Raw genomic sequence first — 21,358 nt, 5'->3', positions numbered from 1 at the left:
GAAGGCACTGAGATGGTGATGCCTGGTGATAACGTTCAAATGGTTGTCAGTTTGCATGCACCTATTGCAATGGATGAAGGGCTGCGTTTTGCTATTCGTGAAGGTGGTCGTACCGTAGGCGCAGGTGTCGTCGCCAAAATTATTGAGTAATAAAAATGAGCAATAATCAAAATATTAAAATCCGTTTAAAGTCATTCGACCATCGTATGATTGATGCTTCAACACGAGAAATTGTGGATACGGCTAAACGTACTGGCGCACAAATTCGTGGGCCAATACCATTGCCAATGAAAAAAGAGAAATTTACTGTGCTAACCTCGCCTCATGTTAATAAGGATGCACGTGATCAATACGAATTGCGTACGCATAAGCGGCTGGTTGTTATTGTAAATCCTACTGAAAAAACAGTTGATGCATTAATGAAGCTGGATCTGGCAGCTGGTGTAGACGTTCAGATTAGCCTGGACGACTAGGCGGATGAACGTTGAAAATTAAAAAGAGGTGTTGCAATGACGATCGGTTTATTAGGCCGTAAAATCGGTATGACACGAGTGTTTACAGAAGAAGGAAAATCAATTCCTGTTTCAGTGATTGAAGTGGTACCAAACCGCATTTCACAAATAAAAAGCATTGATGTCGATGGTTATAATGCGATTCAGCTTACCGGCGGTAGCAAAATGGCAAGTCGCGTTAATAAGCCTATGGCTGGACATTTTGCGAAAGCAGAAGTTGAGGCCGGGGATATGCTTTGTGAATTTCGCTTAGATGAATTGACTCAATATTCCATTGGTCAAGTTATTGCTGTTAGCGATGTTTTCAACGAAGGCGAATATGTGGATGTGGCTGCCGTGTCTAAAGGTAAAGGTTTTGCTGGTACAGTAAAACGACATAACTTCAGAACACAAGATGCAACTCATGGTAATTCTCGTTCGCATCGCGTGCCAGGTTCAATTGGACAAAACCAAACCCCAGGTCGTGTGTTTAAAGGGAAAAAAATGGCTGGGCAGCTTGGAAATAAGCGCTGCACGATTCAATCCTTGGAGTTAGTTCGTGTCGATAAAGACCGTAATTTGCTTTTGATCAAAGGTGCAATTCCTGGTGCCCCAGGTGCAAGAGTTGAAGTAAAGCCTGCGGTGAAAAGGCAAGAAAGGGGTTAATCATGCAATTAATAACAAGAGATACAAGTTCTGAGATTACAGTCAGTGATGCTGTATTTTCATATGATTATAACGAAGGGTTGGTTCATCAAGCCGTCGTGACGTTTATGAATAATGCACGTTCTGGAAATAGTGCACAGAAAACTCGATCTGAGGTGAGTGGTGGTGGTAAAAAGCCTTGGAATCAAAAAGGTACTGGGCGTGCAAGAGCTGGTACAATCCGTAGTCCACTATGGCGTTCAGGTGGCGTGACGTTTGCTTCCAAAAAACGTGATTATTCACAAAAAATTAATAAAAAAATGTACAAACGTGCATTGCGTAGTATAATCTCCGAGCTTAATCGCCGTGGAAATCTAATCGTTGTAAGCGATTTTCAATGCTCATCCTTAAAAACCAAGGATTTTATTAGCAAAATGGTGGATCTTGAGCTTACTAACGCGCTGGTGGTGATGCAAGAAGTTGGTGAATTTGAATATTTATCTTCACGTAATCTTATAGATTACGATGTTTGCGACGTTGCTGGTCTGGATCCAATTGCTTTGCTGCGGTTTGAAAAAGTTGTGATGACTGAAGGAGCAATTAAAAAATTAGAGGAGCAGTTACAATGAATCTTGAAAGACTAATGATGGTTCTGCGTGAGCCGCATACCTCTGAAAAAGCAACGGTTATGGCTGACCGTTTTAAGCAATTTACTTTTAAAGTATTAAAAACAGCGACTAAAGAAGAAATAAAGCAAGCTGTTGAGCAACTGTTTAATGTGAAAGTGAAAAATGTATCTGTCATGAACGTTAAAGGAAAAAGTAAGCGATTCCGTCAATTGAGCGGTAAGCGTAGTGATTGGAAAAAGGCATTCGTTTCCTTGCAACCAGGGTACGACATCGACTTCACTGTGACCGAATAAAAAAAGGCGAATAAAGATGGCATTATTAAAATCTAAACCAACGTCACCAGGTAAGCGAGGTGAGCTGCGAGTTGTTCACCATCATATTCATAAAGGAAAGCCTTATGCTGGTTTAACTGAAAAATTAAATAAAACCGGTGGAAGAAATAACCAAGGTAGAATTACAGTTCGTCATATTGGTGGTGGTATTCGAAGTCATTACCGCTTAATTGATTTTAAGCGCAATAAAGATGGTATAGAAGCTACAGTTGAACGAATAGAATATGATCCAAACCGCTCAGCATTAGTTGCTTTGCTGGTTTATAAAGACGGTGAACGACGTTATATCATTGCGCCTTCCGGATTAAAACCGGGTGATGCCATAGTCAGTGGTGAGGAATCTCCAATTTCTAATGGAAACTGCCTGCCATTAAAAAATATTCCTGTTGGAACAACCATACATGGTGTTGAGCTCAAACCAGGTAAAGGCGCACAAATGTTGCGTAGTGCTGGGTGCAGTGGACAAATTGTTGCAAAAGAAGGTGTTTATTCGACGATTAAACTTCGCTCTGGTGAAATGAGGAAAGTCTTATCTACTTGCCGTGCAGTTATTGGTGAAGTCAGCAACAGTGAACATAACCTTCGTTCTCTCGGAAAAGCAGGGGCTGCAAGATGGCGAGGCAGAAGGCCTACCGTGCGTGGTGTTGCAATGAACCCTGTTGATCATCCTCATGGTGGTGGAGAAGGTAGAACCTCTGGCGGTCGTCACCCAGTAACTCCATGGGGTATCCCAACAAAAGGATACAAAACGAGAACAAATAAACGAACTGACAAATTTATTACCAGACAGCGCAAGAAAAAATAATTAATTAAGAGGATATCAAGGTGGCACGTTCTATAAGAAAAGGTCCTTTTGTTGATCAGCATCTGCTGACTAAAATTGAGGCAGCAGTTGCGTCTAAATCGAAAAAGCCAATTAAAACTTGGTCGCGGCGTTCAACGATTATTCCTGAAATGATCGATTTGACCATCGCAGTTCATAACGGTCGTGATCATGTTCCCGTGTTTATTACAGATAACATGGTTGGTCATAAATTAGGTGAGTTTGCCATGACTCGAACATTTAAAGGCCATGCTGGTGACAGAAAGGCCAAAGGTAAGTAAGAGGCAGCGATGGAAGTTACAGCTAAATTAAGAAATGCCCCTTTATCAGCACAAAAAGGCAGGTTGGTTGCAAATATGATACGTAATATGAACGTTTCAAGTGCAATCGATGTCCTTAAGTTTACTCCCAAAAAGGGAGCTCAATTGATGCTGAAATTATTGGAATCTGCAATTGCTAATGCAGAGAATAATAATGGCGCAGATATCGACGAACTAAAAGTAGGTATGGTATGTGTGGATGAGGCTGCAACGCTGAAGCGCATTCGTGCTCGTGCCAAAGGGCGTGCGAACAGAATTTCCAAGCGCACATGTCATATCACCATTAAAGTGTCTGATGAGGAATAACAATGGGACAGAAAGTTAACCCAATTGGCATACGGTTAGGTATTATTAAAGATTGGAATTCCAAGTGGTTTGCAAGTAAAAATTACGCGCAGCTATTAAACCAAGACATAAACCTCCGTAAAGAATTAAAGAATAAGTTGATGTCTGCTGCAGTAAGTCGAATTCAGATAGAACGCCCTGCGAATAACGCTGTGGTTACTATCTACTCTGCAAGACCAGGCGTTATTATTGGAAAAAAAGGTGGTGGTATTGAATCACTGCGTGCTGAGATTTCTTCAAAACTTGAGGTTCCTGTGCACCTCAATATAGAAGAAGTACGAAAACCTGAGCTTGATGCAACGCTTGTTGCCGAAGGCATCGCTCAGCAATTGGAACAGCGTGTTATGTTTAGACGTGCCATGAAGCGTGCTGTAACCTCTGCGTTAAAGGCAGGCGCCAAAGGCATTAAAATTTGTGTTAGTGGTCGACTTGGCGGCGCAGAGATTGCTCGTAGTGAATGGTATCGTGAAGGCCGTGTTCCCTTGCATACATTTCGTGCTGATATTGATTATGGTACGGCTGAGTCAAAAACCACCTACGGGATTATTGGTGTCAAAGTTTGGATCTTTAAGGGGGAAAGCGTGCCTCAAAAGAGCCGTAGTAATGACACGACCAAGTAAGTGAGGATTTACAATCATGTTACAGCCAAAACGTACTAAATATCGTAAACAAATGAAAGGGCGAAATCGAGGGCTTGCACAAAGAGGCTCTAAGGTTAGCTTTGGTGAATTTGGTTTAAAAGCAATAGAAAGAGGTCGCTTGACAGCCCGTCAAATAGAAGCGGCAAGGCGAGCGATGACGCGTCATGTTAAGCGTGGCGGGAAAATATGGATTCGGGTCTTTCCTGACAAGCCGATCACCCAAAAACCTTTAGAAGTTCGGCAAGGGAAAGGAAAAGGTAATGTTGAATATTGGGTGGCTCAAATTCAACCGGGCAAGATGCTTTTTGAAATGGAAGGGGTGAGTCGAGAGCTTGCCATTGAAGCATTTGATCTTGCTAAAGCGAAACTTCCTTTCAAAGTAGCGTTTGAAGAGCGTAAGGTGATGTAATGAAAGATAATAGTGAATTAAGAAATATGACGGTTGATGAATTGCAAAATGAGTTACTTTCATTACGTAAAGAACAGTTTAACATGCGTTTAAAAAAGGCGAATGGCACATTAGATAAGACGCATCTTGTACGACAAGTACGCCGCTCAATTGCAAGAATTAAAACAATTATGACTGAAAAGGCAGGAAATAGTGATGTCAAATAGTGAGACAAATGCCAGAACAGTAGTTGGAAAAGTTATTAGTGATAAAATGCAAAAAACTATTGTTGTCATGGTAGAACGAACTGTTAAGCACCCTAAATATGGAAAAATGATTAAACGTCGAACAAAATTGCATGCGCACGATGAGAATCAAGTTTCCAAAATTGGTAATACCGTTAAGATTCGTGAGACCAGGCCACTTTCTAAAACAAAGTCTTGGGAACTCATCGAGGTAATTTCCTGATTTTCGTGATTTGATGCCCTTTTAAAAATCCAGTAAGGCTGATATAATCAGCAGCCTTTTTCTGGTCAAAATTAGATCTGGAGAATAAGATGATACAAATGCAGACCGTGCTCGATGTCGCGGACAATAGCGGTGCGCGCAAAGTGATGTGTATCAAGGTGCTTGGTGGCTCACACAGACGATATGCTCGTGTGGGGGATATTATCAAAGTTAGTGTTAAAGAAGCTATACCACGTAGCAAGGTTAAGAAAGGTGCGGTTATGAATGCCGTTGTTGTGCGTACCAGTCAAGGGGTTCGTCGTGATGATGGTTCGCTGATACGATTTGATGGAAATGCGGCTGTACTTTTAAACAACCAGCATGAGCCGATTGGGACTCGAATATTCGGACCGGTGACGCGTGAACTAAGAGAGCGATTTATGAAAATCATATCTCTCGCTGCTGAAGTATTATGAGAAGGATTATTTATGAAACGCATTAGAAAAGGCGATACAGTTGTTGTGATTGCTGGAAAAAGCAAAAGTCATATAGGCAAAGTAGTACGTGTAATTGATAATAAGCTTATTGTCGAAGGCGCAAATTTAATAAAAAAACATGTTAAGCCTAATCCACAACTAGGTCAAAAAGGTGGAATTATATCTAAAGAGGCTCCATTAGATGTTTCAAATGTGGCTTTATATAATCCTGTTACTAAAAAAGCAGATAGAGTTGGATTCAAGTTCATTGAAAAAGATGGCAACAAGCACAAGGTAAGGTATTTTAAATCCAATAATGAAGTCGTTGACCTTGTTTAATTTAGGTGATGGAAATGGCTAGATTGAAAGAGTTTTATAATAAAGAAGTAGTCGATATGATGATGCAAAAATTCGGCTATAAAAGTATCATGCAAGTACCACGAATTAAAAAAATAACACTCAATATGGGTGTTGGCGAAGCGGTTGGTGATAAAAAGGTTATGAATTTTGCTTTAGAGGATATGACAAGAATATCTGGTCAAAAACCTGTAATTACTAAAGCTAAAAAATCCATCGCTGGTTTTAAAATTCGTGAGGGGTGGCCTGTCGGGTGTAAAGTGACTCTGCGTAATAATCATATGTATGAGTTTCTTGATCGACTAATAACGGTTGCTTTGCCGAGGGTTAGAGATTTTCGTGGCCTGAATCCAAAATCATTTGATGGTACCGGAAATTACAGTATGGGCATCCAAGAGCAAATTGTTTTTCCTGAAATTGACTTTGATAAGATTGATGGTATTCGTGGTTTGGATATATGTATAACAACAAGTGCCAAGACCAATGAAGAAGCAAAAGCACTATTGGAAGCTTTCAATCTTCCTTTAAGAGATAGAGACAGAAAATAAGAAGGGTAATATTGTGGCTAAAAAATCAATTATAGCACGTGAAAGTAAAAAGGGTCGTTTGGTTGATAAGTATCGGAGTCGAAGATCTGAGTTAAAGAATATCATTAAATCATCAGATGATTTTGATACAATCATGGCAGCGCAAGCTAAGTTGGCTAAGTTACCTGTTAATTCAAATCCTGTCCGACATACGACCCGTTGTCAACAGTGCGGAAGACCACATGCCGTTTATCGTAAGTTCGGACTTTGCAGGATTTGCTTGCGTCAGCAGTTAATGACTGGAAATGTCACTGGTGGCAGAAAATCCAGCTGGTAAAAACCATTATTCATTGGAGAACAAATGTGAGTATGCATGATCCAGTTGCAGATATGCTGACCCGAATACGGAATGGTCAGAGAGCGAAGCATCAATCTGTAACAATGATGTCGTCTAATTTAAAAGAAGAAATCGCAAGAGTATTGAAAGAAGAAGGCTATATTGTTGGATATAGCGTTGATGCTTGTGAAAATAATCAAAAAGAAATCACTTTACAGCTTAAATATTATCATGGAAAGCCAGTAATCGAGCGAATTCAGCGTGTTAGTCGTCCAGGGCTACGGGTTTATAAATCAGTAAAAGCGTTATCTCCTGTGCCAGGATTTGGAATTGCAATTTTGTCAACCTCTAAAGGTGTGATGACTCATATTGCAGCAAAAGAACGCGGCGTGGGCGGCGAGCTTATTTGTGAAGTGGCGTAATACAAACGAGGATAGATATGTCTAGAGTAGCGAAAGCCCCAATTGTACTGCCGGCAAATGTTGAGCTATCTATTGATAAAGATACGATAACAGTAAAAGGGCCTAAAGGTGCATTGACACAGCATAAAAATAAGTTGGTCAATATAAATAAATCCGAAGAAAATGCTAATGAAATTCTTTTTAAACCTGCGTCTAATGATCCTAATGCTTGGGCTCAGGCAGGTACGGCACGTGCTTTGGTTAACAACATGGTTAAAGGTGTGACGACCGGGTTTGAAATTACCATGGAACTTGTTGGGGTTGGATACCGTGCACAAGCCAAGGGAAAGTCAATTTCTTTATCTCTAGGATTCTCTCATCCCGTGGAATATAAGTTGCCTGAGGGGGTTGCTGTAGAAACACCAAGCAATACAACGGTGCTTTTGAAGAGTATTGATAAGCAGTTGCTTGGGCAGGTTGCTGCAGAAATTCGCGGATTTAGACCACCAGAGCCTTATAAAGGGAAAGGCATTAAATATGCTGGCGAAGTTATTGTTCGTAAAGAAGCGAAAAAGAAATAAGGTATAAAGTATGAATAAGTATGCAGCCCGAAAAAGACGTGGTTCTAAAGTAAAAGCCGTTATTCGTAATTCAGAACGACCAAGGTTAGTCGTATATCGAAGTGCGTCTCATATCTATTCACAAATTGTGAGACCTAGTAAAAATGGTGATGAGGTTCTTGTTTCCTCATCAACATTGGATAAAGAATTAAAAGCCAGCTTGACCGGAAACAAATGTGAGCAGGCAATGCAAGTGGGTAAGTTGTTAGCGAAACGTGCAAAAGAGAAAGATGTTATCAAGGTTGCTTTTGATCGTGCTGGCTATAAATATCATGGTCGTGTGAAAGCACTTGCTGAAGCTGCTCGTGAAGCAGGGTTGGATTTTTAAGGATCGGTTATGGCATTAGATGAAACAACAAAAACTGATGGTTACCAAGAAAAGCTGGTGTCGGTGACGCGTACGGCAAAAGTCGTTAAAGGTGGCCGTGTATTTGGCTTTGCGGTTCTGGTTGTCGTTGGTGATGGTAAGGGTAAAGTAGGGTTTGGACGAGGGAAGGCTCGTGAAGTTCCTATTGCAATACAAAAAGCGATGGACCAAGCTCGAAAAAATATGGTGTATGTTCCATTAGCTGGAAAAACCATTCATCATGAAATAACACGCAGCTTTGGTGCTTCAAAGGTGTTTATGAAACCGGCGAGCGAAGGAACAGGAATCATTGCTGGTGGTGCTATGAGAGCTGTATTAGAAGTTCTTGGTGTACAGAATATTCTTGCAAAAAGTATTGGTTCGACAAATCCAAGCAATATTGTTCGTGCAACAATAAATGCCTTGACGAATGTTGGGACACCTGATTATGTTGCTGCCAAAAGGGGCAAAACCATTGAAGAAGTAATGGTGGGTTAATGATGAGTAAAATAAAAATCACTTTGATCAAAAGCTTGATTGGACGTATGCCAAAGCATATTGAAATCGCTAAACAATTGCGACTGCGTAAAATGAATAGCGTGGCCATTCACCAGGATAATCCTGCAATTCGTGGATTAATTCGCCAGATTGATTATTTGTTGAAGGTCGAGGAGTGCGCATAATGAATTTAAATTCACTTTCACCTGCACTGGGTTCCCGTACTGAGCGAAAACGGTTAGGGCGAGGAATAGGCTCAGGGCTTGGTAAAACCAGTGGTCGAGGACATAAGGGACAAAAAGCAAGAGCAGGTGGCTACCATAAAATCAATTTTGAGGGTGGTCAAATGCCTATTCAGCGTCGGCTTCCTAAATTGGGTTTTAAATCTCGTGTGGGTAAGTTGATTGACGAGATTACTTTAACTGAATTGACAAAAGTAAATGCAGATGTCATTGATATGGATGCATTGAAAGCAGCTGGCATTGTTAATAAATCAATGCGTGATGCAAAGATCATACTTTCTGGCGAACTTTCTACTGCTGTTAAGATTAAAGGCTTGCGAGTTACAAAAGGTGCACGTAAAGCAATCGAAGATCTTGGCGGAAGTATAGAAGAGTGAATATGAAAAACCAGAAACAAGGATCCATCCCCTCTCGCGGGGGATTAGCAGAGCTGAAATCAAGGTTACTGTTTGTTGTCCTCGCAATACTAGTGTATCGACTGGGAGCGCATATACCTGTTCCTGGTTTGGATCCACAAAAGCTAGCCAATTTTTTCAGTGAGCAACAAAATACCATTTTTGGTTTGTTCAATATGTTTTCTGGTGGGGCATTATCCAGGGTTACTGTTTTTGCGATTGGGATTATGCCTTATATTTCTGCTTCTATTATGATCCAACTTTTTTCTGTTGTTGTTCCGAAACTAGAGCAATTGAAAAAGGAAGGGGAGTCTGGTAGGCGTAAAATAAATCAATATACCCGATACTTGACACTTGTCCTCTCCATATTCCAATCTTTGGGGATGGCACGATGGTTAGCCGGGCAGCAAATAGCACTTCATCCGGATGTTGCTTTCTATTTTACGGCAGTGGTAACTTTGGTCACAGGAACAATGTTTTTAATGTGGTTAGGTGAGCAAATTACTGAGAAAGGCGTAGGAAACGGAATATCTCTCATTATATTTTCTGGGATTGTATCAAGCATGCCCGGAGCTATTGCCTCTATTTTGCAACAGGTAAAAGAAGGACAAATGCAAGCTTTAACTTTACTGGTTATTGCTGTAATTGTAGTGGTTGTTACAGGCTTTGTTGTTTTTATGGAACGGGGGCAAAGGCGAATTCGTGTAAATTATGCACAAAGAACACAAGGTCGAAAAGTGTATGCTGCGCAATCTAGCCATTTGCCTTTAAAAATAAATATGTCAGGCGTAATCCCTCCTATTTTTGCGTCTAGTATCATACTTTTACCAGCCACTTTGGCTCAGTTTTTTGGACGCGGGAAAGGTATGGATTGGTTGGCTGATATAGGCATGGCTTTATCGCCAGGTCAGCCTTTATATCTAATTGTTTATGCATTGGCTATTCTGTTTTTTGCATTTTTCTATACGGCATTGGTGTTTAATCCCAAAGATACAGCAGACAATCTTAAAAAATCAGGAGCATATATTCCTGGAATTAGGCCTGGCGAACAAACTGCAAAATACGTCGATAATGTTATGACCAGATTAACCTTGGTGGGGGCAGTTTACTTAGTGCTTGTTTGTCTGCTTCCTCAAATTTTGATGTTTACATGGCATGTTCCTTTTTATTTTGGAGGAACTTCATTATTGATTATTGTTGTGGTAATTATGGATTTTGTTGCTCAGGTACAAGCTCATTTAATGACTCAGCAATATGATTCACTTATGAAAAAGGCCAATTTTAAGGGAACGAAATTGCCTGGTCTATTATGATTTATTTTTGGAGTTAATAATGAAAGTTAGAGCATCAGTTAAACGCATTTGCCGTAATTGCAAGATTATTCGTCGCAGTGGCTCAATTCGTGTGATTTGTAAAGATGCGCGTCATAAGCAAAAGCAAGGTTAGTTAAAGCTTGATTTTATTTTGTGAAACTAGTATTCTTCTGTCCCTTTCGGCAGAGCAAATAATTATCGGAGAAATGAATGGCTCGTATTGCAGGTGTTAATATACCAGATAATAAGCACGTAGTGATTGCACTGATGTCGATTTATGGTATAGGAAAATCAACATCTCTAAAGTTATGCAAAAAGGTTGGTGTTGAGCCTACGACTAAAGTGGCTGAATTACCTGATGAACAATTGGAATTGTTCAGAAATGAGATAGCAAAAATGACGGTTGAGGGTGATTTAAGGCGTGTCGTTAGCATGAATATTAAGCGGCTGATGGATTTGGGCTGTTATAGAGGTTTGCGGCATCGAAGAGGATTGCCTTTGCGGGGACAACGAACAAAAACAAATGCTAGAACACGAAAAGGCCGAAGAAAAGGTACGGTAGTTTGATTTTTCATGTAGGAAATTGAGATGGCAATTAATAAGGCAAAGCAACAAAAGGCTAGAAAAAAAGTTAAAAGAGTCGTGTCTGATGGTATCGTCCATGTTCATGCATCATTTAATAATACTATTATTACCTTTACTGATCGACAAGGTAATGCTTTGTGCTGGGCAACTTCGGGTGGTTCTGGGTTTAGAGGCTCACGTAAAAGTACACCTTATGCTGCACAGATAGCAACTGAAAAAGCTGCTGCGGTGGCAAAAGAATATGGTATGAAATCCGTTGCTGTATTTGTGCATGGACCCGGCCCCGGGCGAGAATCAAGTATTCGCGAATTAATTTCGCAGGAATTCAAAATTGTAGAAATAACAGATGTGACTGGCATACCTCATAATGGGTGTAAGCCACCTAAAAAACGTCGCGTGTAAGTCTCAGGAGTGCTCAATGGCTAGATACCTTGGTCCAAAGTGTAAATTATCACGAAGAGAAGGGACCGATTTGTTACTTAAAAGTGGTGTGCGAGATCACAAATCCAAATGCAAGTCGGAAAAACAACCCGGACAACATGGTGATAAACGGCCGCGTTTAAGCGATTATGGTCTTCAATTGCGGGAAAAGCAAAAAATTCGAAGACTTTACGGGGTTTTGGAAAAACAATTCCGAAATTATTACAAGATAGCTGCTCGTAAAAAAGGGTCAACTGGCGAAAATTTACTGGTGTTATTAGAAAGCCGATTAGATAATGTCGTCTATCGAATGGGGTTTGCAAGTACACGTGCGGAAGCGCGTCAGCTTGTGGCTCATAAAGCTATTTTGGTGAATGATCAAGTTGTTAATATACCATCTTACCTTGTTGCAGCTGGTGATGTGGTTTCAATTCGCCAGAAGGCAAGAGAGCAGGGGCGTATACAAGCCGCAATTGCCTTATCTGAGCAACGAGCTCCGTGTGATTGGTTGACTGTTGAGTTGGCTTCTTTTAAAGGAACCTTTTCTACGTATCCAACATTAAATGATTTACCTCCTGATTTTAACGTTAACCTGGTGGTAGAACTTTACTCAAAGTAAGATCGGAGACATAGCCGAATGTATACTGATATTAATGAAATGCTAACCCCTAAGGTCTTGAAAGTACAATCTGAGACCCCTAATCATTCGCGTATTGTACTGGAACCATTAGAGCGTGGGTTTGGCCACACACTTGGTAACGCTTTACGGCGAATTTTGATGTCATCCATGCCAGGAAGTGCAATCACTGAGGCAACTATTGATGGTGTATTACATGAATACAGTACCATCGAAGGGGTTCAAGAAGATGTTGTTAATATCCTTCTTAATCTCAAAGAAGTGGCCGTTAAAATTTCTGTAGGTCATGAAGCTACTCTTACCTTAAATAAAAAAGGTCCATGCCAGGTTACTGCAGGCGATATTCAATTGACACATGGTGTTGAGGTTTTGAATCCTGATTTTGTAATCGCAAATCTGAACGAGCATGGAAAATTGGACATGACTCTGAAAGTAGAAAGAGGGGTTGGTTATCGGTCAACAGAAACATTTGTACGATTACTAGAGGATGAAATTCAAGAAAAATCAGTTGGTAAACTGAAAATTGATAGCACCTTTTCACCTGTAAAAAAAGTGGCTTATTTTGTTGATAATGCTCGTGTAGAAAATCGCACGGATTTGGATAAGCTTACGATTGATCTGCAAACAAATGGTACTATTGATCCTGAGGAAGCCATACGCATTTCTGCAAGTATACTGCAAAGACAATTGCATTCGTTTGTAGATATGAAATTTGAGGAATCTCGTCATGATCATAAGGAACAAAACCAGTTTGATCCAATCTTACTGCGGCCTGTGGATGATTTGGAATTAACCGTACGTTCAGCCAATTGCTTGAAAGCGGAAAATATATATTACATAGGGGACTTGGTACAAAAAACTGAAACTGAGTTATTAAAAACGCCTAACTTAGGTAAAAAATCCCTCACTGAAATTAAAGATGTATTAGCATCACGCTCATTATCATTGGGGATGAAACTAGAGAATTGGCCGCCAGAAAACCTTGGCGAGTAAAATTAGGAGTTATAATTATGCGTCACCGTAATACCGGCCGAAACTTAGGCAGGACAAGCAGCCATAGAAAAGCCATGTTTGCTAACATGTGTTGTTCTTTAATTGAACATGAGATCATTAAAACAACTTTACCAAAGGCAAAAGAATTAAGACGGTACATTGAGCCACTGATAACAACGAGCAAAGTTGACTCAGTAGCTACTAGACGGCAAGTATTTGACAAGTTGCGTAGTAAAGGTGCCGTTGGTAAATTATTTACAACGCTTGGTCCTCGTTATAATAAAAGACCAGGTGGGTATGTTCGTGTTTTAAAATGCGGTTATCGTGTTGGTGATAATGCACCAATGGCCGTTGTTGAGCTTGTGGATAGACCCACTGCAGAAAGTAATACAGAAGAATGAAGCGATTTATATACCTGTATAAAAAAGGCCAGGTTAACCTGGCCTTTTTTACTTTAAGATGGTTTTTAAAAAGGAATATCATCATCTAATTCTTCAAAGGCATCTTGAGATACTCCTTGAGAAGGCTTTGTTGCCGTCTTATTAGTTGGAGTCATTGATTGCTCTTCGGGATAAGTTGCTGTTTGGTTTTTACCGTCGAGCATTTGAATGTCAGAAGCGACTATCTCAGTGGTGTATCGATCTTGCCCTTGTTGATCTTGCCATTTTCTTGTACGTAAACTGCCCTCAACATAAAGTTTTGTTCCTTTACGAATGTATTCGCCTGCAATTTCACCAAGCCGGTTAAAACAAACCACGCGATGCCACTCCGTTCGTTCTTGTTTATCGCCAGTTTGCTTGTCTTTCCATGTTTCACTTGTGGCAATTGATAACGTTGTAACGGCATTGCCATTGGGCATATAACGTACTTCAGGATCAACGCCAACATTGCCTATAAGTATTACTTTATTAATACCACGGGCCATAAAATTTCTCCAATATCAGTAAATGAGTTTAATCGATTATATATAATTCCCAGACTATTTCGTAGGGTTCAATCTGAGATATTTATAAACTGCTCATCATCTCTTCAGCACTTCCGGGATGATAGTTGGCTTTATCAATTTTTAAGTAAATAACCCCTTCTTCATGTGCCATAGTAACATGCAGAATACCTGGCAAGCTTTGCAGCTTCTCAGCGAGAAGGCTCGAATCTTTTGCAGCATCAGGATATTTAAGAATGAGGGTTACTTGATAAACATTCGGTTTCATCGTGAATGCAACAATTATCCAGAGTAGACTAAGAAATGAATTGACTAGAAATATCCCTTTATTGCCAGATAATTGATAAATAAAACCTGCAGATGCTCCTCCGGCAAAAATACCAAGAAATTGGCAGCTTGAATAAATACCCATGGCGGTGCCTTTGCTTTCGGCATTTGCTTGCCTTGAAACCAGAGAGGGTAAACTGGCTTCAAGAATATTAAACGCTACAAAGTAGATAAATAGCAGCATGCATAGTCCCACCCAATGTTGGGAAATAAAAGACAGCAAGAATTGTGCTGCTGCAATAGTAATGACGGAGCCAAGGAACATGACCTTAACTTTTTGTTTTTTTTCTGCAAGCAAAATAAATGGCACCATCATCAGAAAGGATAGGAGCATTAATGGCAAATAAAAATGCCATTGTTCGGACAATTTGCCCTGTAGAATATAGTGTTGCAATAGAATCGGGATAGCAAAAAAGGTTGATGTCAGCATAAAATGCTGAAAAAAGATTCCCGCATTGAGGCGTTGTAAGTGGCGATTTTTTATAACCGGTTTAAATAGAACTAGATTCGTTTCACTGTCTGGATGAAAGGGTTCTTTTACCGGAGTTGGGATGACTAAGTGGAGCAATAATAAACCCATGATAGCCAGGAGAGCAGTAAAATAAAAAATTCCTGAAAGTCCAAAGTAAGATGTGATGGTTGGACTGATGATCATCGCCAGACTGAAAGAGATTCCAATGGTGGCTCCAATCACAGCCATGGCTTTCGTACGTTGCTCATCTGGAGTAAGATCAGCAAGAAGAGCTACTAAAACACTTCCTATGGCTCCCATGCCTTGTAAGATGCGTGCAGCAATCATGCCGTAAATGGAATCCGTCATGGCGCCAAGTAAACTACCTGCGGTAAATAGAATTAAACCAATCGTCAGTATGGATTTTCTGCCAAAATAATCTGAAAGCATGCCAAAGGGCATTTGTAAAATTCCCTGACTTAAACCGTAACTGCCAAGCGCTATACCAATCAGAGTCGGTGTAGCATCATGCAATTGGGTGGCCAGTACGGTAAAGACTGGAATCAGCATAAATAGGCCGAGCATGCGAAATGAAAATATTGCAGCTATGGGAAGAACACTGTTCATCCAAGGTTGTTTCATTGGAAGTTTCACTACGTAATCACTGTGTGCTGATGGTACCGAGATAGTGTTTTAGAAACAAGGTCTTCATTCGGACCTAATTGACAGAACCATTGAATCGCGATAATTTGACTGATTTTTAATCTAGAGGTGGTGCCAATGAAGCAAATACTGGCAAACAAAGTAGCAATGATTACTGGCGGCGCACGTGGTATTGGCAGGGCAACAGCCTTAAAATTGGCGCAAGAAGGCTGTGATATTGCCATCATTTACTACAATAGCTCCGATGAAGCAATGGTCATGGTAGAGGAAATACAAAAAATAGGTCAACGGGCTATTGCGATTCAAGCTAATGTTGCTGATCACCAGTCCGTTAAAGACATGTTTGTACAATTTAAAACGCATTTTAATCAATTGAATTTCCTGGTTAGTAATGCAGCCAGTGGTGTATTAAAACCAGCGATGAGCATGTCGACCAAGCATTGGCGATGGTGTTTAGAGACAAATGCTTTGGCTTTGAATCATTTAGTGAGTGAAGGCCGAAGCATGATGCCACCAGGTAGCCGCGTTATTGCCTTATCGAGCCTTGGTGCACACCGTGCCATACCAAATTATGCATTCATCGGGGCGTCAAAAGCAGCACTTGAAGCCTTGGTACGTTCATTAAGTCTTGAATTGGCTGAAGCTGGTATTAGTGTAAATACCGTTTCTGCTGGCGTTGTTGATACAGATGCTCTTAAACATTTTCCTAACCGAGAACAATTACTGGATGAGTACCAAGCTCATGCTTTGTCCGCGCGCCCGTTAACCCCTCAAGATGTGGCGAATGCTGTTTATTTGTTGTGTCTGCCAGAAGCAGAAATGATTAAGGGTCACACGCTTTTTGTGGATGCAGGTTATAGTGTTGTGGGATAAAAAAAAGGTAAATTAGAATGAATTGTTGAATATTTTTTTCGCGCAAAATCATACGTTGAGCATATAATGTAATACTTTTGCAGTCTTAAAGTATTTGACGACACATCCTGAAAATTTATGATATAATTTGAGCATTTTTGAAGTGCTAAAGAGCTTTGAGGTATACCATGAACGTAGAAAGCGTTTATCCAAAAGTCAGAGAAATTATTGCTGATGTATTGGTTATTGATGAAGAAGAAATATCGTTAAATAGTCGTTTAATTAGTGATCTAGGTGCTGAATCCATCGATTTTCTTGATCTGGTTTTTCAATTGGAAAAAGAATTTGATATAAAAATTCCTCGCGGCCAACTTGAAAAGAATGCTCGCGGTAATTTGGCCGAAGATGAGTTTGAAAAAGGCGGTGTATTAACTGAGAAAGGGGTGAGTGCTCTCAAAGATTATTTGAGTGAAGTCCCGACTGAATATTTTAAAACCAATATGAAGGTCAATGAGATTCCTACGCTTTTTACGGTGGAAACCTTTTGTAAACTCATTGTTGCCGCTGTGAAAGAACAAAAAGTATCTGAAACTGTGGCCTGATGCGGTTTTTATTTGTCGACAGAATTACTCAGTTATCCCCTGGCCAGATGGCAAGGGGGGTAAAGTATATTGCACATGATGAACATTATTTATGCCGTGATCCGCATGGCCGATTATGTTTTATTCCTTCCCTAATTGGCGAATCTTTAGGTCAATTGGCGGCTTGGAATGTTATGGTTTGTAATAACTTTACGCAACGGCCAGTGGCGGGCATTGTCGGCAGCGCTCACGTACATCGTTCGGTGTATGTTGGCGAAACAATTTTACTAGAGTCATTTATTGATTCTCTGGATGATGCGGCTGTACGTTATCACAGCATTGCCCGGGTTGGTGATGAAATCGTATTTCGCATTGAAGATGCATTAGGGCCTTTATTGCCTATGACAGAGTTTATTGAAACCGCTGAGGTGCGACGGCAATTTGCTGAAATTAATCACCCTGGTGAGTGGTCATTGTCAGATATAAGCCGCAATCGACAACTCAATATTAATAACGGTCATATAACGTCTCTTGAGTTTGACCGTCTGATTGATTGTCAACCTAGACAGTCTCTTACAGCGGAAAAAAAGATAGGTTACGAAGCACCTTATTTTCCTGACCATTTTCCGAATAAACCGGTTTTACCCATGACGGTTTTGCTTGAATGCAAGCTAAATTTGGCACGCCTGTTTCTGGAAAAATCGCAGTGGATAGACAACTATCAAGTTCGGGAGCTGCGTAAAATCAAAATGAATGAGTTTGTTCATCCTGGGGATGCCTTATTTTGTCACTTGAAAGTAAAACAGCAGTGTGAGCATGAGCTGATATTAAGTTATCGTAGTGAAGTGGATGGCAGACGAGTTTGTGTTTTAGACGTGGTTATGACTGCAAAGGGTGTTCTATGAAAAAGCGACGTGTCGCAGTGACTGGTTTAGGTATAGTTTCTCCGTTAGGTCATGATGTTCAATCAACGTGGTCTAATCTATTAGCCGGTCGGTCTGGAATTGATGAAATTAAACAGTTTGATGCCAGTGCATTTCCAACCAGAATCGCTGCCGAGGTGAAAAACTATATTCCCCCCTCTGTAAATTTTGGCAAACACAAGCGATTTGCCATGCCGTTTACGTCTTATGCTTTAGATGCCGCATTGCAGGCCTTTGAGGATGCAGGAGTCAGGCCCAATGACCAAACTTCCCAGCGTTGGGGGGTCGTTACTGGCAGCGGTATGATGACAGCTGAGTTTGATTATTTGCTCCGTTTTCAACAGACTTGTGCGTTGAATGGGGACATCAATTGGCAAGCATTACAAAATAATGCCAGTGGTTTTTATAAATTAGTTGATTTTGGTAAAACGACCTCAAATTCTGGGTTGTCACTTTTGATCCAGCAATTCGGAATTTCTGGTTTCGCGAGCTCTGTACATACTGCATGTGCATCTGGTGGACAGGCGTTGGGCTTGGCGATGCAGGCTATTCGTCGCGGTGATGCAGATTATATGCTTGCCGGTGGTTTTGATTCGATGATTAACCCTCTGGGTTTATCCAGTTTTTGTCTCTTAGGGGCTTTATCAACTTATAATGATGCACCAGAAACGGCAAGCCGTCCTTTTGATGCGACCAGGAACGGATTTGTTCTGGGAGAAGGAGCGGCTTTCCTAATTTTGGAGGCATGGGACAAGGCTAAAGCCCGAGGAGCGCATATTTACGCTGAATTGGCAGGAGAAGGCAATACGTTAAGTTCTTATCGAATTACGGATTCTCATCCGAATGGCGATGGCGCTATTCAAGCCATGCAACAGGCGCTTCGTGATGCCGGAATTAAACACTCCGATGTGGATTATATCAATGCTCATGGCACCTCAACTAAAATGAATGATTTGAGTGAAACCAACGCTATTAAGGCCGTTTTTGCTACCAATGCTTATCGAGTACCAGTTAGTTCTACTAAAAGCCAAACCGGGCATTTAATTGCGGCAGCGGGTGCCTTGGAAGCGGTGATATCTGTTTTATCCATTCAACATGCAAAAATTCCAGGGACCGCAAATTTGACCGTGCCCGATCCAGAATGTGATTTGGATTACGTGGTGGAGGGGCCAAGAGAAAAATCAGTCGGTGCGGTGCTGTCCAATTCATTCGGATTTGGAGGTTCCAATAGCAGTTTATTATTCAAACATCCGGAGTTTGAGGGGCCAGTGCATGAGTCATAAAAAACGTGTTTTTATTACTGGCTTAAGTGCCTTAACGGCCTGCGGTCACACGGCAGATGATACGTGGGCGGCCGTATTGGCCGGTAAACATGGTCTTGATGAAATTAAGCATTGGGATTTGTCCTCATGGACTCATCGATTGGGTGGTGAGTTAAAGCAATTTCAGCCTGCTAAAATGCTTCCTGACCGCAAATTGATGAAAGTTATCTCACGACAAGATGCCATGGGCATTCATGCGGCGGTCCAAGCGGTTGAGCATAGCTGCCTGCTTCCCTATCGCGATACCTTAGATTTAGTGAATTCATTTAATGATGAAACAGGTGTTTATGTTGGTTCGCCGGGTAATAAGTATTATCAACAGTATGATTTTTTACCACTGGCTGCCAAAACTGGTGGTGACATGAAGGAATTTGCTTCCCAGCTGTTCAGTGAAGTTCATCCTATGTGGCTATTGCGTATTTTGCCCAATAATGTCTTGGCTTACACTGGAATTACTTATGGTTTTAAAGGTGCAAATCATAATATAACCAACCATGCTGTTGGAGGCATGCAAGCCATTATTGAAGCGTACCATGCCATTCAAAGTGGACAGATAGCACGGGCTGTTGTTGTGGCTTATGATATTGGTACAGAACCGCAAGCCTTATTTTATTATGAAAAGTTGGGTGTTATCAGTCCACGTCATCTGAAACCGTTTGATTACGATCATGATGGAACATTGCTGGCTGAAGGTGCTGCAGCTTTAGTACTTGAAAGCGAAGAGAGTGCACAAGCGCGTTCTGCGATTTGTTATGGAGAAATCGTCGCTGGAGCGTCTGCTTCTGAAGCGTCTGGTTTGTTTTCAATAGGAGCAGAAGGAACTCATTTGGCTTCAATGCTGAATCAGACGTTGGCCGCTCAACAGCTAAGTGTAACGGATATTGGCTTAGTGGTTGCTCATGGAAATGGCAACAAAAAGTCAGATATCAGTGAAGCTCAGGCCATTCATACACTTTTTGATAACTATAAAGTACCAGTCACTGCGTTTAAATGGTCTATGGGACATACCATTTGTGCTTCAGGTATTGTGGATACGGTTCTGGCAACGTATGCGCTGCGTGCAAAATGCATCCCTGGTATCGCTAATTTTGCAAAGCCGGCTTTAGGCTGTGAGCAGCTCAATATTTCGTCAGCAGAGAGGGACATGGAAGAAGATAAATCCCATGCGTTGATTATTAATCGTGGTTATGCCAGCATAAATGCCTGCCTAGTGATTAAAGCCTGTGAATGATCTGACAAAAAGAATAAATGCATTGCCTTTATCGTTGGCTGGAAAAATCTTATATCACGTATTGCCTTACCGTAGACGGGTTGTTATGAATAATATCAATCATGTCTTTGGCACGCTTTTAACGAAACAACAGCAAACCCATTTGGCTAAATCTTTTTATTCTCATCTTGCTACTTCCATAAAAGAAATGATACAGCTGCGTTTTATGAATGAAAAGAAATTGCAGCAGCGGGTTGAAGTGCGAGGTTATGAGCATTTATTGCGTGTTGCTGAACAAGGCCAAGGCGTTCTGATTCTCACCGGGCATTTCGGTAGCTGGGAGTATGCGCCGATCGGCGGTATTTTGAATTTTAAGCAATTTCAAGGGCAGTTTCATTTTATTCGCCGTACATTAGGGAATAAATTTATTGAGCGTATTTTGTTTCGCCGATATTATCGGGCTGGCCTTAATGTAATACCTAAGAAAAACTCTCTGCAGCAAGTATGTGACGCGCTGGAAAAAAATCATGCCGTTGTTTTTGTTCTCGATCAGCATGCCTCACTGGTTAATCGTGATGGAGTAGCCGTTGAATTTTTTGGCAAAAAAGCGGGTACTTATCGAAGTCTAGCCAGTTTTGCAAGACATACGGGTATCCCAGTGATTCCTGCTGCCGGCTATCGACTTGGTAAGAAACAGCATGTATTAGAATTTCATGACCCCATTTTTTGGAAACATTATGACAATACTCAGGAAGCGATTTATCGCAATACCCTAGAGTATAATCGTGCATTGGAGCGTATTATCCTGGCTCATCCAGAACAATGGCTGTGGTTACATAAGCGGTGGAAATTAAAAGAATAGTTTGATGGTTTCTTAT

Annotated in this window: 37 protein-coding genes; 35 read left to right on the top strand and 2 right to left on the bottom strand. The window is 40.9% G+C overall.

Translation table 11 applies throughout. The annotated features are described in order from the left end of the window. From E1O52_RS11150 to rplQ, 29 genes are all read left to right on the top strand, one after another. Positions 1-150, top strand: a 150-nt coding sequence (locus tag E1O52_RS11150) for an EF-Tu C-terminal domain-related protein (protein WP_479724345.1), incomplete at its 5' end; no start/stop codon positions are given. 5 nt (positions 151-155) lie between these two features. Then, positions 156-473: a 30S ribosomal protein S10 gene (rpsJ, locus tag E1O52_RS11145; RefSeq protein WP_126954304.1), complete on the top strand. Its 318-nt coding sequence runs from the start codon at positions 156-158 to the stop codon at positions 471-473. A gap of 36 nt (positions 474-509) precedes the next feature. Beyond that, complete coding sequence (gene rplC / locus E1O52_RS11140) at positions 510-1,157, top strand: 50S ribosomal protein L3 (protein ID WP_133128790.1); 648 nt, start codon at positions 510-512, stop codon at positions 1,155-1,157. A gap of 2 nt (positions 1,158-1,159) precedes the next feature. Beyond that, the gene (gene rplD / locus E1O52_RS11135) at positions 1,160-1,765 is read left to right on the top strand and encodes a 50S ribosomal protein L4 (RefSeq protein WP_133128789.1); all 606 of its coding nucleotides are present in this window, start codon (positions 1,160-1,162) and stop codon (positions 1,763-1,765) included. Next, a complete protein-coding gene (rplW, locus tag E1O52_RS11130; protein ID WP_133128788.1) occupies positions 1,762-2,058 on the top strand; it encodes a 50S ribosomal protein L23 in 297 nt (98 codons plus the stop codon). Before rplD ends, rplW begins: the two co-directional genes overlap by 4 nt. Before the next feature lie 16 nt (positions 2,059-2,074). Continuing rightward, a complete protein-coding gene (gene rplB, locus E1O52_RS11125) occupies positions 2,075-2,902 on the top strand; it encodes a 50S ribosomal protein L2 (RefSeq protein WP_133128787.1) in 828 nt (275 codons plus the stop codon). 20 nt (positions 2,903-2,922) lie between these two features. Beyond that, entirely contained in the window at positions 2,923-3,201 is a 279-nt protein-coding gene (rpsS, locus tag E1O52_RS11120; RefSeq protein WP_133128786.1) for a 30S ribosomal protein S19, read from the top strand. 9 nt (positions 3,202-3,210) lie between these two features. Then, on the top strand, positions 3,211-3,546 hold the full coding sequence (rplV, locus tag E1O52_RS11115) for a 50S ribosomal protein L22 (RefSeq protein ID WP_133128785.1): 336 nt from the start codon (positions 3,211-3,213) through the stop codon (positions 3,544-3,546). Positions 3,547-3,548: 2 nt separating this feature from the next. After that, the gene (gene rpsC / locus E1O52_RS11110; RefSeq protein WP_133128784.1) at positions 3,549-4,205 is read left to right on the top strand and encodes a 30S ribosomal protein S3; all 657 of its coding nucleotides are present in this window, start codon (positions 3,549-3,551) and stop codon (positions 4,203-4,205) included. Positions 4,206-4,221: 16 nt separating this feature from the next. After that, positions 4,222-4,635, top strand: coding sequence for a 50S ribosomal protein L16 (rplP, locus tag E1O52_RS11105; protein WP_133128783.1), 414 nt, complete (start codon positions 4,222-4,224; stop codon positions 4,633-4,635). Continuing rightward, on the top strand, positions 4,635-4,841 hold the full coding sequence (rpmC, locus tag E1O52_RS11100) for a 50S ribosomal protein L29 (protein ID WP_133128782.1): 207 nt from the start codon (positions 4,635-4,637) through the stop codon (positions 4,839-4,841). Before rplP ends, rpmC begins: the two co-directional genes overlap by 1 nt. Next, entirely contained in the window at positions 4,828-5,082 is a 255-nt protein-coding gene (gene rpsQ / locus E1O52_RS11095) for a 30S ribosomal protein S17 (protein ID WP_133128781.1), read from the top strand. The genes rpmC and rpsQ overlap by 14 nt, the downstream gene beginning before the upstream one ends. An 89-nt stretch (positions 5,083-5,171) precedes the next feature. After that, a complete protein-coding gene (gene rplN / locus E1O52_RS11090) occupies positions 5,172-5,537 on the top strand; it encodes a 50S ribosomal protein L14 (RefSeq protein WP_133128780.1) in 366 nt (121 codons plus the stop codon). Between the two features lie 12 nt (positions 5,538-5,549). Then, positions 5,550-5,876, top strand: a complete 327-nt coding sequence (gene rplX, locus E1O52_RS11085) for a 50S ribosomal protein L24 (RefSeq protein ID WP_133128779.1) — start codon at positions 5,550-5,552, stop codon at positions 5,874-5,876. A gap of 14 nt (positions 5,877-5,890) precedes the next feature. Then, positions 5,891-6,442, top strand: a complete 552-nt coding sequence (gene rplE / locus E1O52_RS11080; protein ID WP_133128778.1) for a 50S ribosomal protein L5 — start codon at positions 5,891-5,893, stop codon at positions 6,440-6,442. A gap of 13 nt (positions 6,443-6,455) precedes the next feature. Then, a complete protein-coding gene (rpsN, locus tag E1O52_RS11075) occupies positions 6,456-6,758 on the top strand; it encodes a 30S ribosomal protein S14 (protein ID WP_133128777.1) in 303 nt (100 codons plus the stop codon). A 32-nt stretch (positions 6,759-6,790) separates the two neighbouring features. Continuing rightward, positions 6,791-7,180, top strand: coding sequence for a 30S ribosomal protein S8 (gene rpsH, locus E1O52_RS11070; RefSeq protein WP_133128792.1), 390 nt, complete (start codon positions 6,791-6,793; stop codon positions 7,178-7,180). A 17-nt stretch (positions 7,181-7,197) separates the two neighbouring features. After that, a complete protein-coding gene (rplF, locus tag E1O52_RS11065; protein ID WP_133128776.1) occupies positions 7,198-7,740 on the top strand; it encodes a 50S ribosomal protein L6 in 543 nt (180 codons plus the stop codon). Between the two features lie 10 nt (positions 7,741-7,750). Continuing rightward, entirely contained in the window at positions 7,751-8,107 is a 357-nt protein-coding gene (gene rplR / locus E1O52_RS11060; protein ID WP_133128775.1) for a 50S ribosomal protein L18, read from the top strand. Positions 8,108-8,116: 9 nt separating this feature from the next. After that, positions 8,117-8,623, top strand: a complete 507-nt coding sequence (gene rpsE, locus E1O52_RS11055; RefSeq protein ID WP_133128774.1) for a 30S ribosomal protein S5 — start codon at positions 8,117-8,119, stop codon at positions 8,621-8,623. Beyond that, positions 8,623-8,808, top strand: a complete 186-nt coding sequence (gene rpmD / locus E1O52_RS11050) for a 50S ribosomal protein L30 (protein ID WP_165474793.1) — start codon at positions 8,623-8,625, stop codon at positions 8,806-8,808. Before rpsE ends, rpmD begins: the two co-directional genes overlap by 1 nt. Beyond that, positions 8,808-9,242: a 50S ribosomal protein L15 gene (rplO, locus tag E1O52_RS11045; RefSeq protein ID WP_133128773.1), complete on the top strand. Its 435-nt coding sequence runs from the start codon at positions 8,808-8,810 to the stop codon at positions 9,240-9,242. The genes rpmD and rplO overlap by 1 nt, the downstream gene beginning before the upstream one ends. A gap of 2 nt (positions 9,243-9,244) precedes the next feature. Then, positions 9,245-10,573 (top strand): preprotein translocase subunit SecY, encoded by a 1,329-nt coding sequence (secY, locus tag E1O52_RS11040; protein WP_133128772.1) that lies wholly within the window; start codon positions 9,245-9,247, stop codon positions 10,571-10,573. Positions 10,574-10,592: 19 nt separating this feature from the next. Then, on the top strand, positions 10,593-10,706 hold the full coding sequence (gene rpmJ, locus E1O52_RS11035; protein WP_081724921.1) for a 50S ribosomal protein L36: 114 nt from the start codon (positions 10,593-10,595) through the stop codon (positions 10,704-10,706). 77 nt (positions 10,707-10,783) lie between these two features. Next, positions 10,784-11,140, top strand: coding sequence for a 30S ribosomal protein S13 (rpsM, locus tag E1O52_RS11030; RefSeq protein WP_133128771.1), 357 nt, complete (start codon positions 10,784-10,786; stop codon positions 11,138-11,140). A 21-nt stretch (positions 11,141-11,161) separates the two neighbouring features. Continuing rightward, positions 11,162-11,560 (top strand): 30S ribosomal protein S11, encoded by a 399-nt coding sequence (gene rpsK / locus E1O52_RS11025; protein ID WP_133128770.1) that lies wholly within the window; start codon positions 11,162-11,164, stop codon positions 11,558-11,560. Positions 11,561-11,576: 16 nt separating this feature from the next. Beyond that, positions 11,577-12,197, top strand: a complete 621-nt coding sequence (gene rpsD, locus E1O52_RS11020; protein ID WP_133128769.1) for a 30S ribosomal protein S4 — start codon at positions 11,577-11,579, stop codon at positions 12,195-12,197. Positions 12,198-12,215: 18 nt separating this feature from the next. Continuing rightward, complete coding sequence (locus E1O52_RS11015) at positions 12,216-13,208, top strand: DNA-directed RNA polymerase subunit alpha (protein ID WP_133128768.1); 993 nt, start codon at positions 12,216-12,218, stop codon at positions 13,206-13,208. Between the two features lie 17 nt (positions 13,209-13,225). Then, positions 13,226-13,609, top strand: coding sequence for a 50S ribosomal protein L17 (rplQ, locus tag E1O52_RS11010; protein WP_133128767.1), 384 nt, complete (start codon positions 13,226-13,228; stop codon positions 13,607-13,609). 65 nt (positions 13,610-13,674) lie between these two features. On the opposite strand, the gene ssb is transcribed toward rplQ, so the two are convergent. Both ssb and E1O52_RS11000 read right to left on the bottom strand, forming a co-directional pair. Then, positions 13,675-14,133, bottom strand: coding sequence for a single-stranded DNA-binding protein (gene ssb, locus E1O52_RS11005; protein WP_133128766.1), 459 nt, complete (start codon positions 14,131-14,133; stop codon positions 13,675-13,677). A gap of 82 nt (positions 14,134-14,215) precedes the next feature. Beyond that, positions 14,216-15,571 (bottom strand): MFS transporter, encoded by a 1,356-nt coding sequence (locus E1O52_RS11000; RefSeq protein WP_133128765.1) that lies wholly within the window; start codon positions 15,569-15,571, stop codon positions 14,216-14,218. A 138-nt stretch (positions 15,572-15,709) separates the two neighbouring features. Between E1O52_RS11000 and fabL the strand changes: the two genes are divergently transcribed. The 6 genes from fabL to E1O52_RS10970 all read left to right on the top strand — a co-directional run bounded on the left by fabL (position 15,710) and on the right by E1O52_RS10970 (position 21,342). Continuing rightward, positions 15,710-16,465: an enoyl-[acyl-carrier-protein] reductase FabL gene (gene fabL / locus E1O52_RS10995; RefSeq protein WP_133128764.1), complete on the top strand. Its 756-nt coding sequence runs from the start codon at positions 15,710-15,712 to the stop codon at positions 16,463-16,465. Positions 16,466-16,632: 167 nt separating this feature from the next. Continuing rightward, positions 16,633-17,046 (top strand): acyl carrier protein, encoded by a 414-nt coding sequence (locus E1O52_RS10990; RefSeq protein WP_133128763.1) that lies wholly within the window; start codon positions 16,633-16,635, stop codon positions 17,044-17,046. Beyond that, entirely contained in the window at positions 17,046-17,930 is an 885-nt protein-coding gene (locus tag E1O52_RS10985; RefSeq protein WP_133128762.1) for an ApeI family dehydratase, read from the top strand. Before E1O52_RS10990 ends, E1O52_RS10985 begins: the two co-directional genes overlap by 1 nt. Next, positions 17,927-19,231: a beta-ketoacyl-[acyl-carrier-protein] synthase family protein gene (locus E1O52_RS10980; protein WP_133128761.1), complete on the top strand. Its 1,305-nt coding sequence runs from the start codon at positions 17,927-17,929 to the stop codon at positions 19,229-19,231. The genes E1O52_RS10985 and E1O52_RS10980 overlap by 4 nt, the downstream gene beginning before the upstream one ends. Further along, on the top strand, positions 19,221-20,501 hold the full coding sequence (locus E1O52_RS10975; protein ID WP_133128760.1) for a beta-ketoacyl-[acyl-carrier-protein] synthase family protein: 1,281 nt from the start codon (positions 19,221-19,223) through the stop codon (positions 20,499-20,501). Before E1O52_RS10980 ends, E1O52_RS10975 begins: the two co-directional genes overlap by 11 nt. Further along, positions 20,494-21,342 (top strand): lysophospholipid acyltransferase family protein, encoded by an 849-nt coding sequence (locus tag E1O52_RS10970; RefSeq protein ID WP_133128759.1) that lies wholly within the window; start codon positions 20,494-20,496, stop codon positions 21,340-21,342. The genes E1O52_RS10975 and E1O52_RS10970 overlap by 8 nt, the downstream gene beginning before the upstream one ends. Positions 21,343-21,358 lie beyond the last annotated feature (16 nt).

Origin of the sequence: Legionella nagasakiensis (assembly GCF_900639915.1) — a bacterium.
Lineage (GTDB): Bacteria > Pseudomonadota > Gammaproteobacteria > Legionellales > Legionellaceae > Legionella_A > Legionella_A nagasakiensis.
Note: the sequence above shows the minus strand (reverse complement) of the source record. Positions and strands in the feature narration are given on the sequence as shown.

What these genes read in the sequence shown, in the direction of transcription:
- rplQ (WP_133128767.1), top strand. Translation starts at nt 13,226, where the DNA reads ATGCGTCACCGTAATACCGGCCGAAACTTAGGCAGGACAAGCAGCCAT.
- rpsK (WP_133128770.1), top strand. Translation starts at nt 11,162, where the DNA reads ATGGCAATTAATAAGGCAAAGCAACAAAAGGCTAGAAAAAAAGTTAAA.
- rpsM (WP_133128771.1), top strand. Translation starts at nt 10,784, where the DNA reads ATGGCTCGTATTGCAGGTGTTAATATACCAGATAATAAGCACGTAGTG.
- rpmD (WP_165474793.1), top strand. Translation starts at nt 8,623, where the DNA reads ATGATGAGTAAAATAAAAATCACTTTGATCAAAAGCTTGATTGGACGT.
- rpmC (WP_133128782.1), top strand. Translation starts at nt 4,635, where the DNA reads ATGAAAGATAATAGTGAATTAAGAAATATGACGGTTGATGAATTGCAA.
- rplX (WP_133128779.1), top strand. Translation starts at nt 5,550, where the DNA reads ATGAAACGCATTAGAAAAGGCGATACAGTTGTTGTGATTGCTGGAAAA.
- rpsJ (WP_126954304.1), top strand. Translation starts at nt 156, where the DNA reads ATGAGCAATAATCAAAATATTAAAATCCGTTTAAAGTCATTCGACCAT.
- E1O52_RS10980 (WP_133128761.1), top strand. Translation starts at nt 17,927, where the DNA reads ATGAAAAAGCGACGTGTCGCAGTGACTGGTTTAGGTATAGTTTCTCCG.
- E1O52_RS11000 (WP_133128765.1), bottom strand. Translation starts at nt 15,571, where the DNA reads ATGAAACAACCTTGGATGAACAGTGTTCTTCCCATAGCTGCAATATTT.
- rplD (WP_133128789.1), top strand. Translation starts at nt 1,160, where the DNA reads ATGCAATTAATAACAAGAGATACAAGTTCTGAGATTACAGTCAGTGAT.
- rpmJ (WP_081724921.1), top strand. Translation starts at nt 10,593, where the DNA reads ATGAAAGTTAGAGCATCAGTTAAACGCATTTGCCGTAATTGCAAGATT.
- E1O52_RS11015 (WP_133128768.1), top strand. Translation starts at nt 12,216, where the DNA reads ATGTATACTGATATTAATGAAATGCTAACCCCTAAGGTCTTGAAAGTA.
- secY (WP_133128772.1), top strand. Translation starts at nt 9,245, where the DNA reads ATGAAAAACCAGAAACAAGGATCCATCCCCTCTCGCGGGGGATTAGCA.
- rpsE (WP_133128774.1), top strand. Translation starts at nt 8,117, where the DNA reads ATGGCATTAGATGAAACAACAAAAACTGATGGTTACCAAGAAAAGCTG.
- E1O52_RS10975 (WP_133128760.1), top strand. Translation starts at nt 19,221, where the DNA reads ATGAGTCATAAAAAACGTGTTTTTATTACTGGCTTAAGTGCCTTAACG.
- rplW (WP_133128788.1), top strand. Translation starts at nt 1,762, where the DNA reads ATGAATCTTGAAAGACTAATGATGGTTCTGCGTGAGCCGCATACCTCT.
- rpsD (WP_133128769.1), top strand. Translation starts at nt 11,577, where the DNA reads ATGGCTAGATACCTTGGTCCAAAGTGTAAATTATCACGAAGAGAAGGG.
- rplN (WP_133128780.1), top strand. Translation starts at nt 5,172, where the DNA reads ATGATACAAATGCAGACCGTGCTCGATGTCGCGGACAATAGCGGTGCG.
- rplC (WP_133128790.1), top strand. Translation starts at nt 510, where the DNA reads ATGACGATCGGTTTATTAGGCCGTAAAATCGGTATGACACGAGTGTTT.
- rplV (WP_133128785.1), top strand. Translation starts at nt 3,211, where the DNA reads ATGGAAGTTACAGCTAAATTAAGAAATGCCCCTTTATCAGCACAAAAA.
- rplF (WP_133128776.1), top strand. Translation starts at nt 7,198, where the DNA reads ATGTCTAGAGTAGCGAAAGCCCCAATTGTACTGCCGGCAAATGTTGAG.
- fabL (WP_133128764.1), top strand. Translation starts at nt 15,710, where the DNA reads ATGAAGCAAATACTGGCAAACAAAGTAGCAATGATTACTGGCGGCGCA.
- rplO (WP_133128773.1), top strand. Translation starts at nt 8,808, where the DNA reads ATGAATTTAAATTCACTTTCACCTGCACTGGGTTCCCGTACTGAGCGA.
- E1O52_RS10985 (WP_133128762.1), top strand. Translation starts at nt 17,046, where the DNA reads ATGCGGTTTTTATTTGTCGACAGAATTACTCAGTTATCCCCTGGCCAG.
- ssb (WP_133128766.1), bottom strand. Translation starts at nt 14,133, where the DNA reads ATGGCCCGTGGTATTAATAAAGTAATACTTATAGGCAATGTTGGCGTT.
- rpsC (WP_133128784.1), top strand. Translation starts at nt 3,549, where the DNA reads ATGGGACAGAAAGTTAACCCAATTGGCATACGGTTAGGTATTATTAAA.
- rplB (WP_133128787.1), top strand. Translation starts at nt 2,075, where the DNA reads ATGGCATTATTAAAATCTAAACCAACGTCACCAGGTAAGCGAGGTGAG.
- rpsH (WP_133128792.1), top strand. Translation starts at nt 6,791, where the DNA reads ATGCATGATCCAGTTGCAGATATGCTGACCCGAATACGGAATGGTCAG.
- E1O52_RS10990 (WP_133128763.1), top strand. Translation starts at nt 16,633, where the DNA reads ATGAACGTAGAAAGCGTTTATCCAAAAGTCAGAGAAATTATTGCTGAT.
- rplE (WP_133128778.1), top strand. Translation starts at nt 5,891, where the DNA reads ATGGCTAGATTGAAAGAGTTTTATAATAAAGAAGTAGTCGATATGATG.
- rplP (WP_133128783.1), top strand. Translation starts at nt 4,222, where the DNA reads ATGTTACAGCCAAAACGTACTAAATATCGTAAACAAATGAAAGGGCGA.
- rplR (WP_133128775.1), top strand. Translation starts at nt 7,751, where the DNA reads ATGAATAAGTATGCAGCCCGAAAAAGACGTGGTTCTAAAGTAAAAGCC.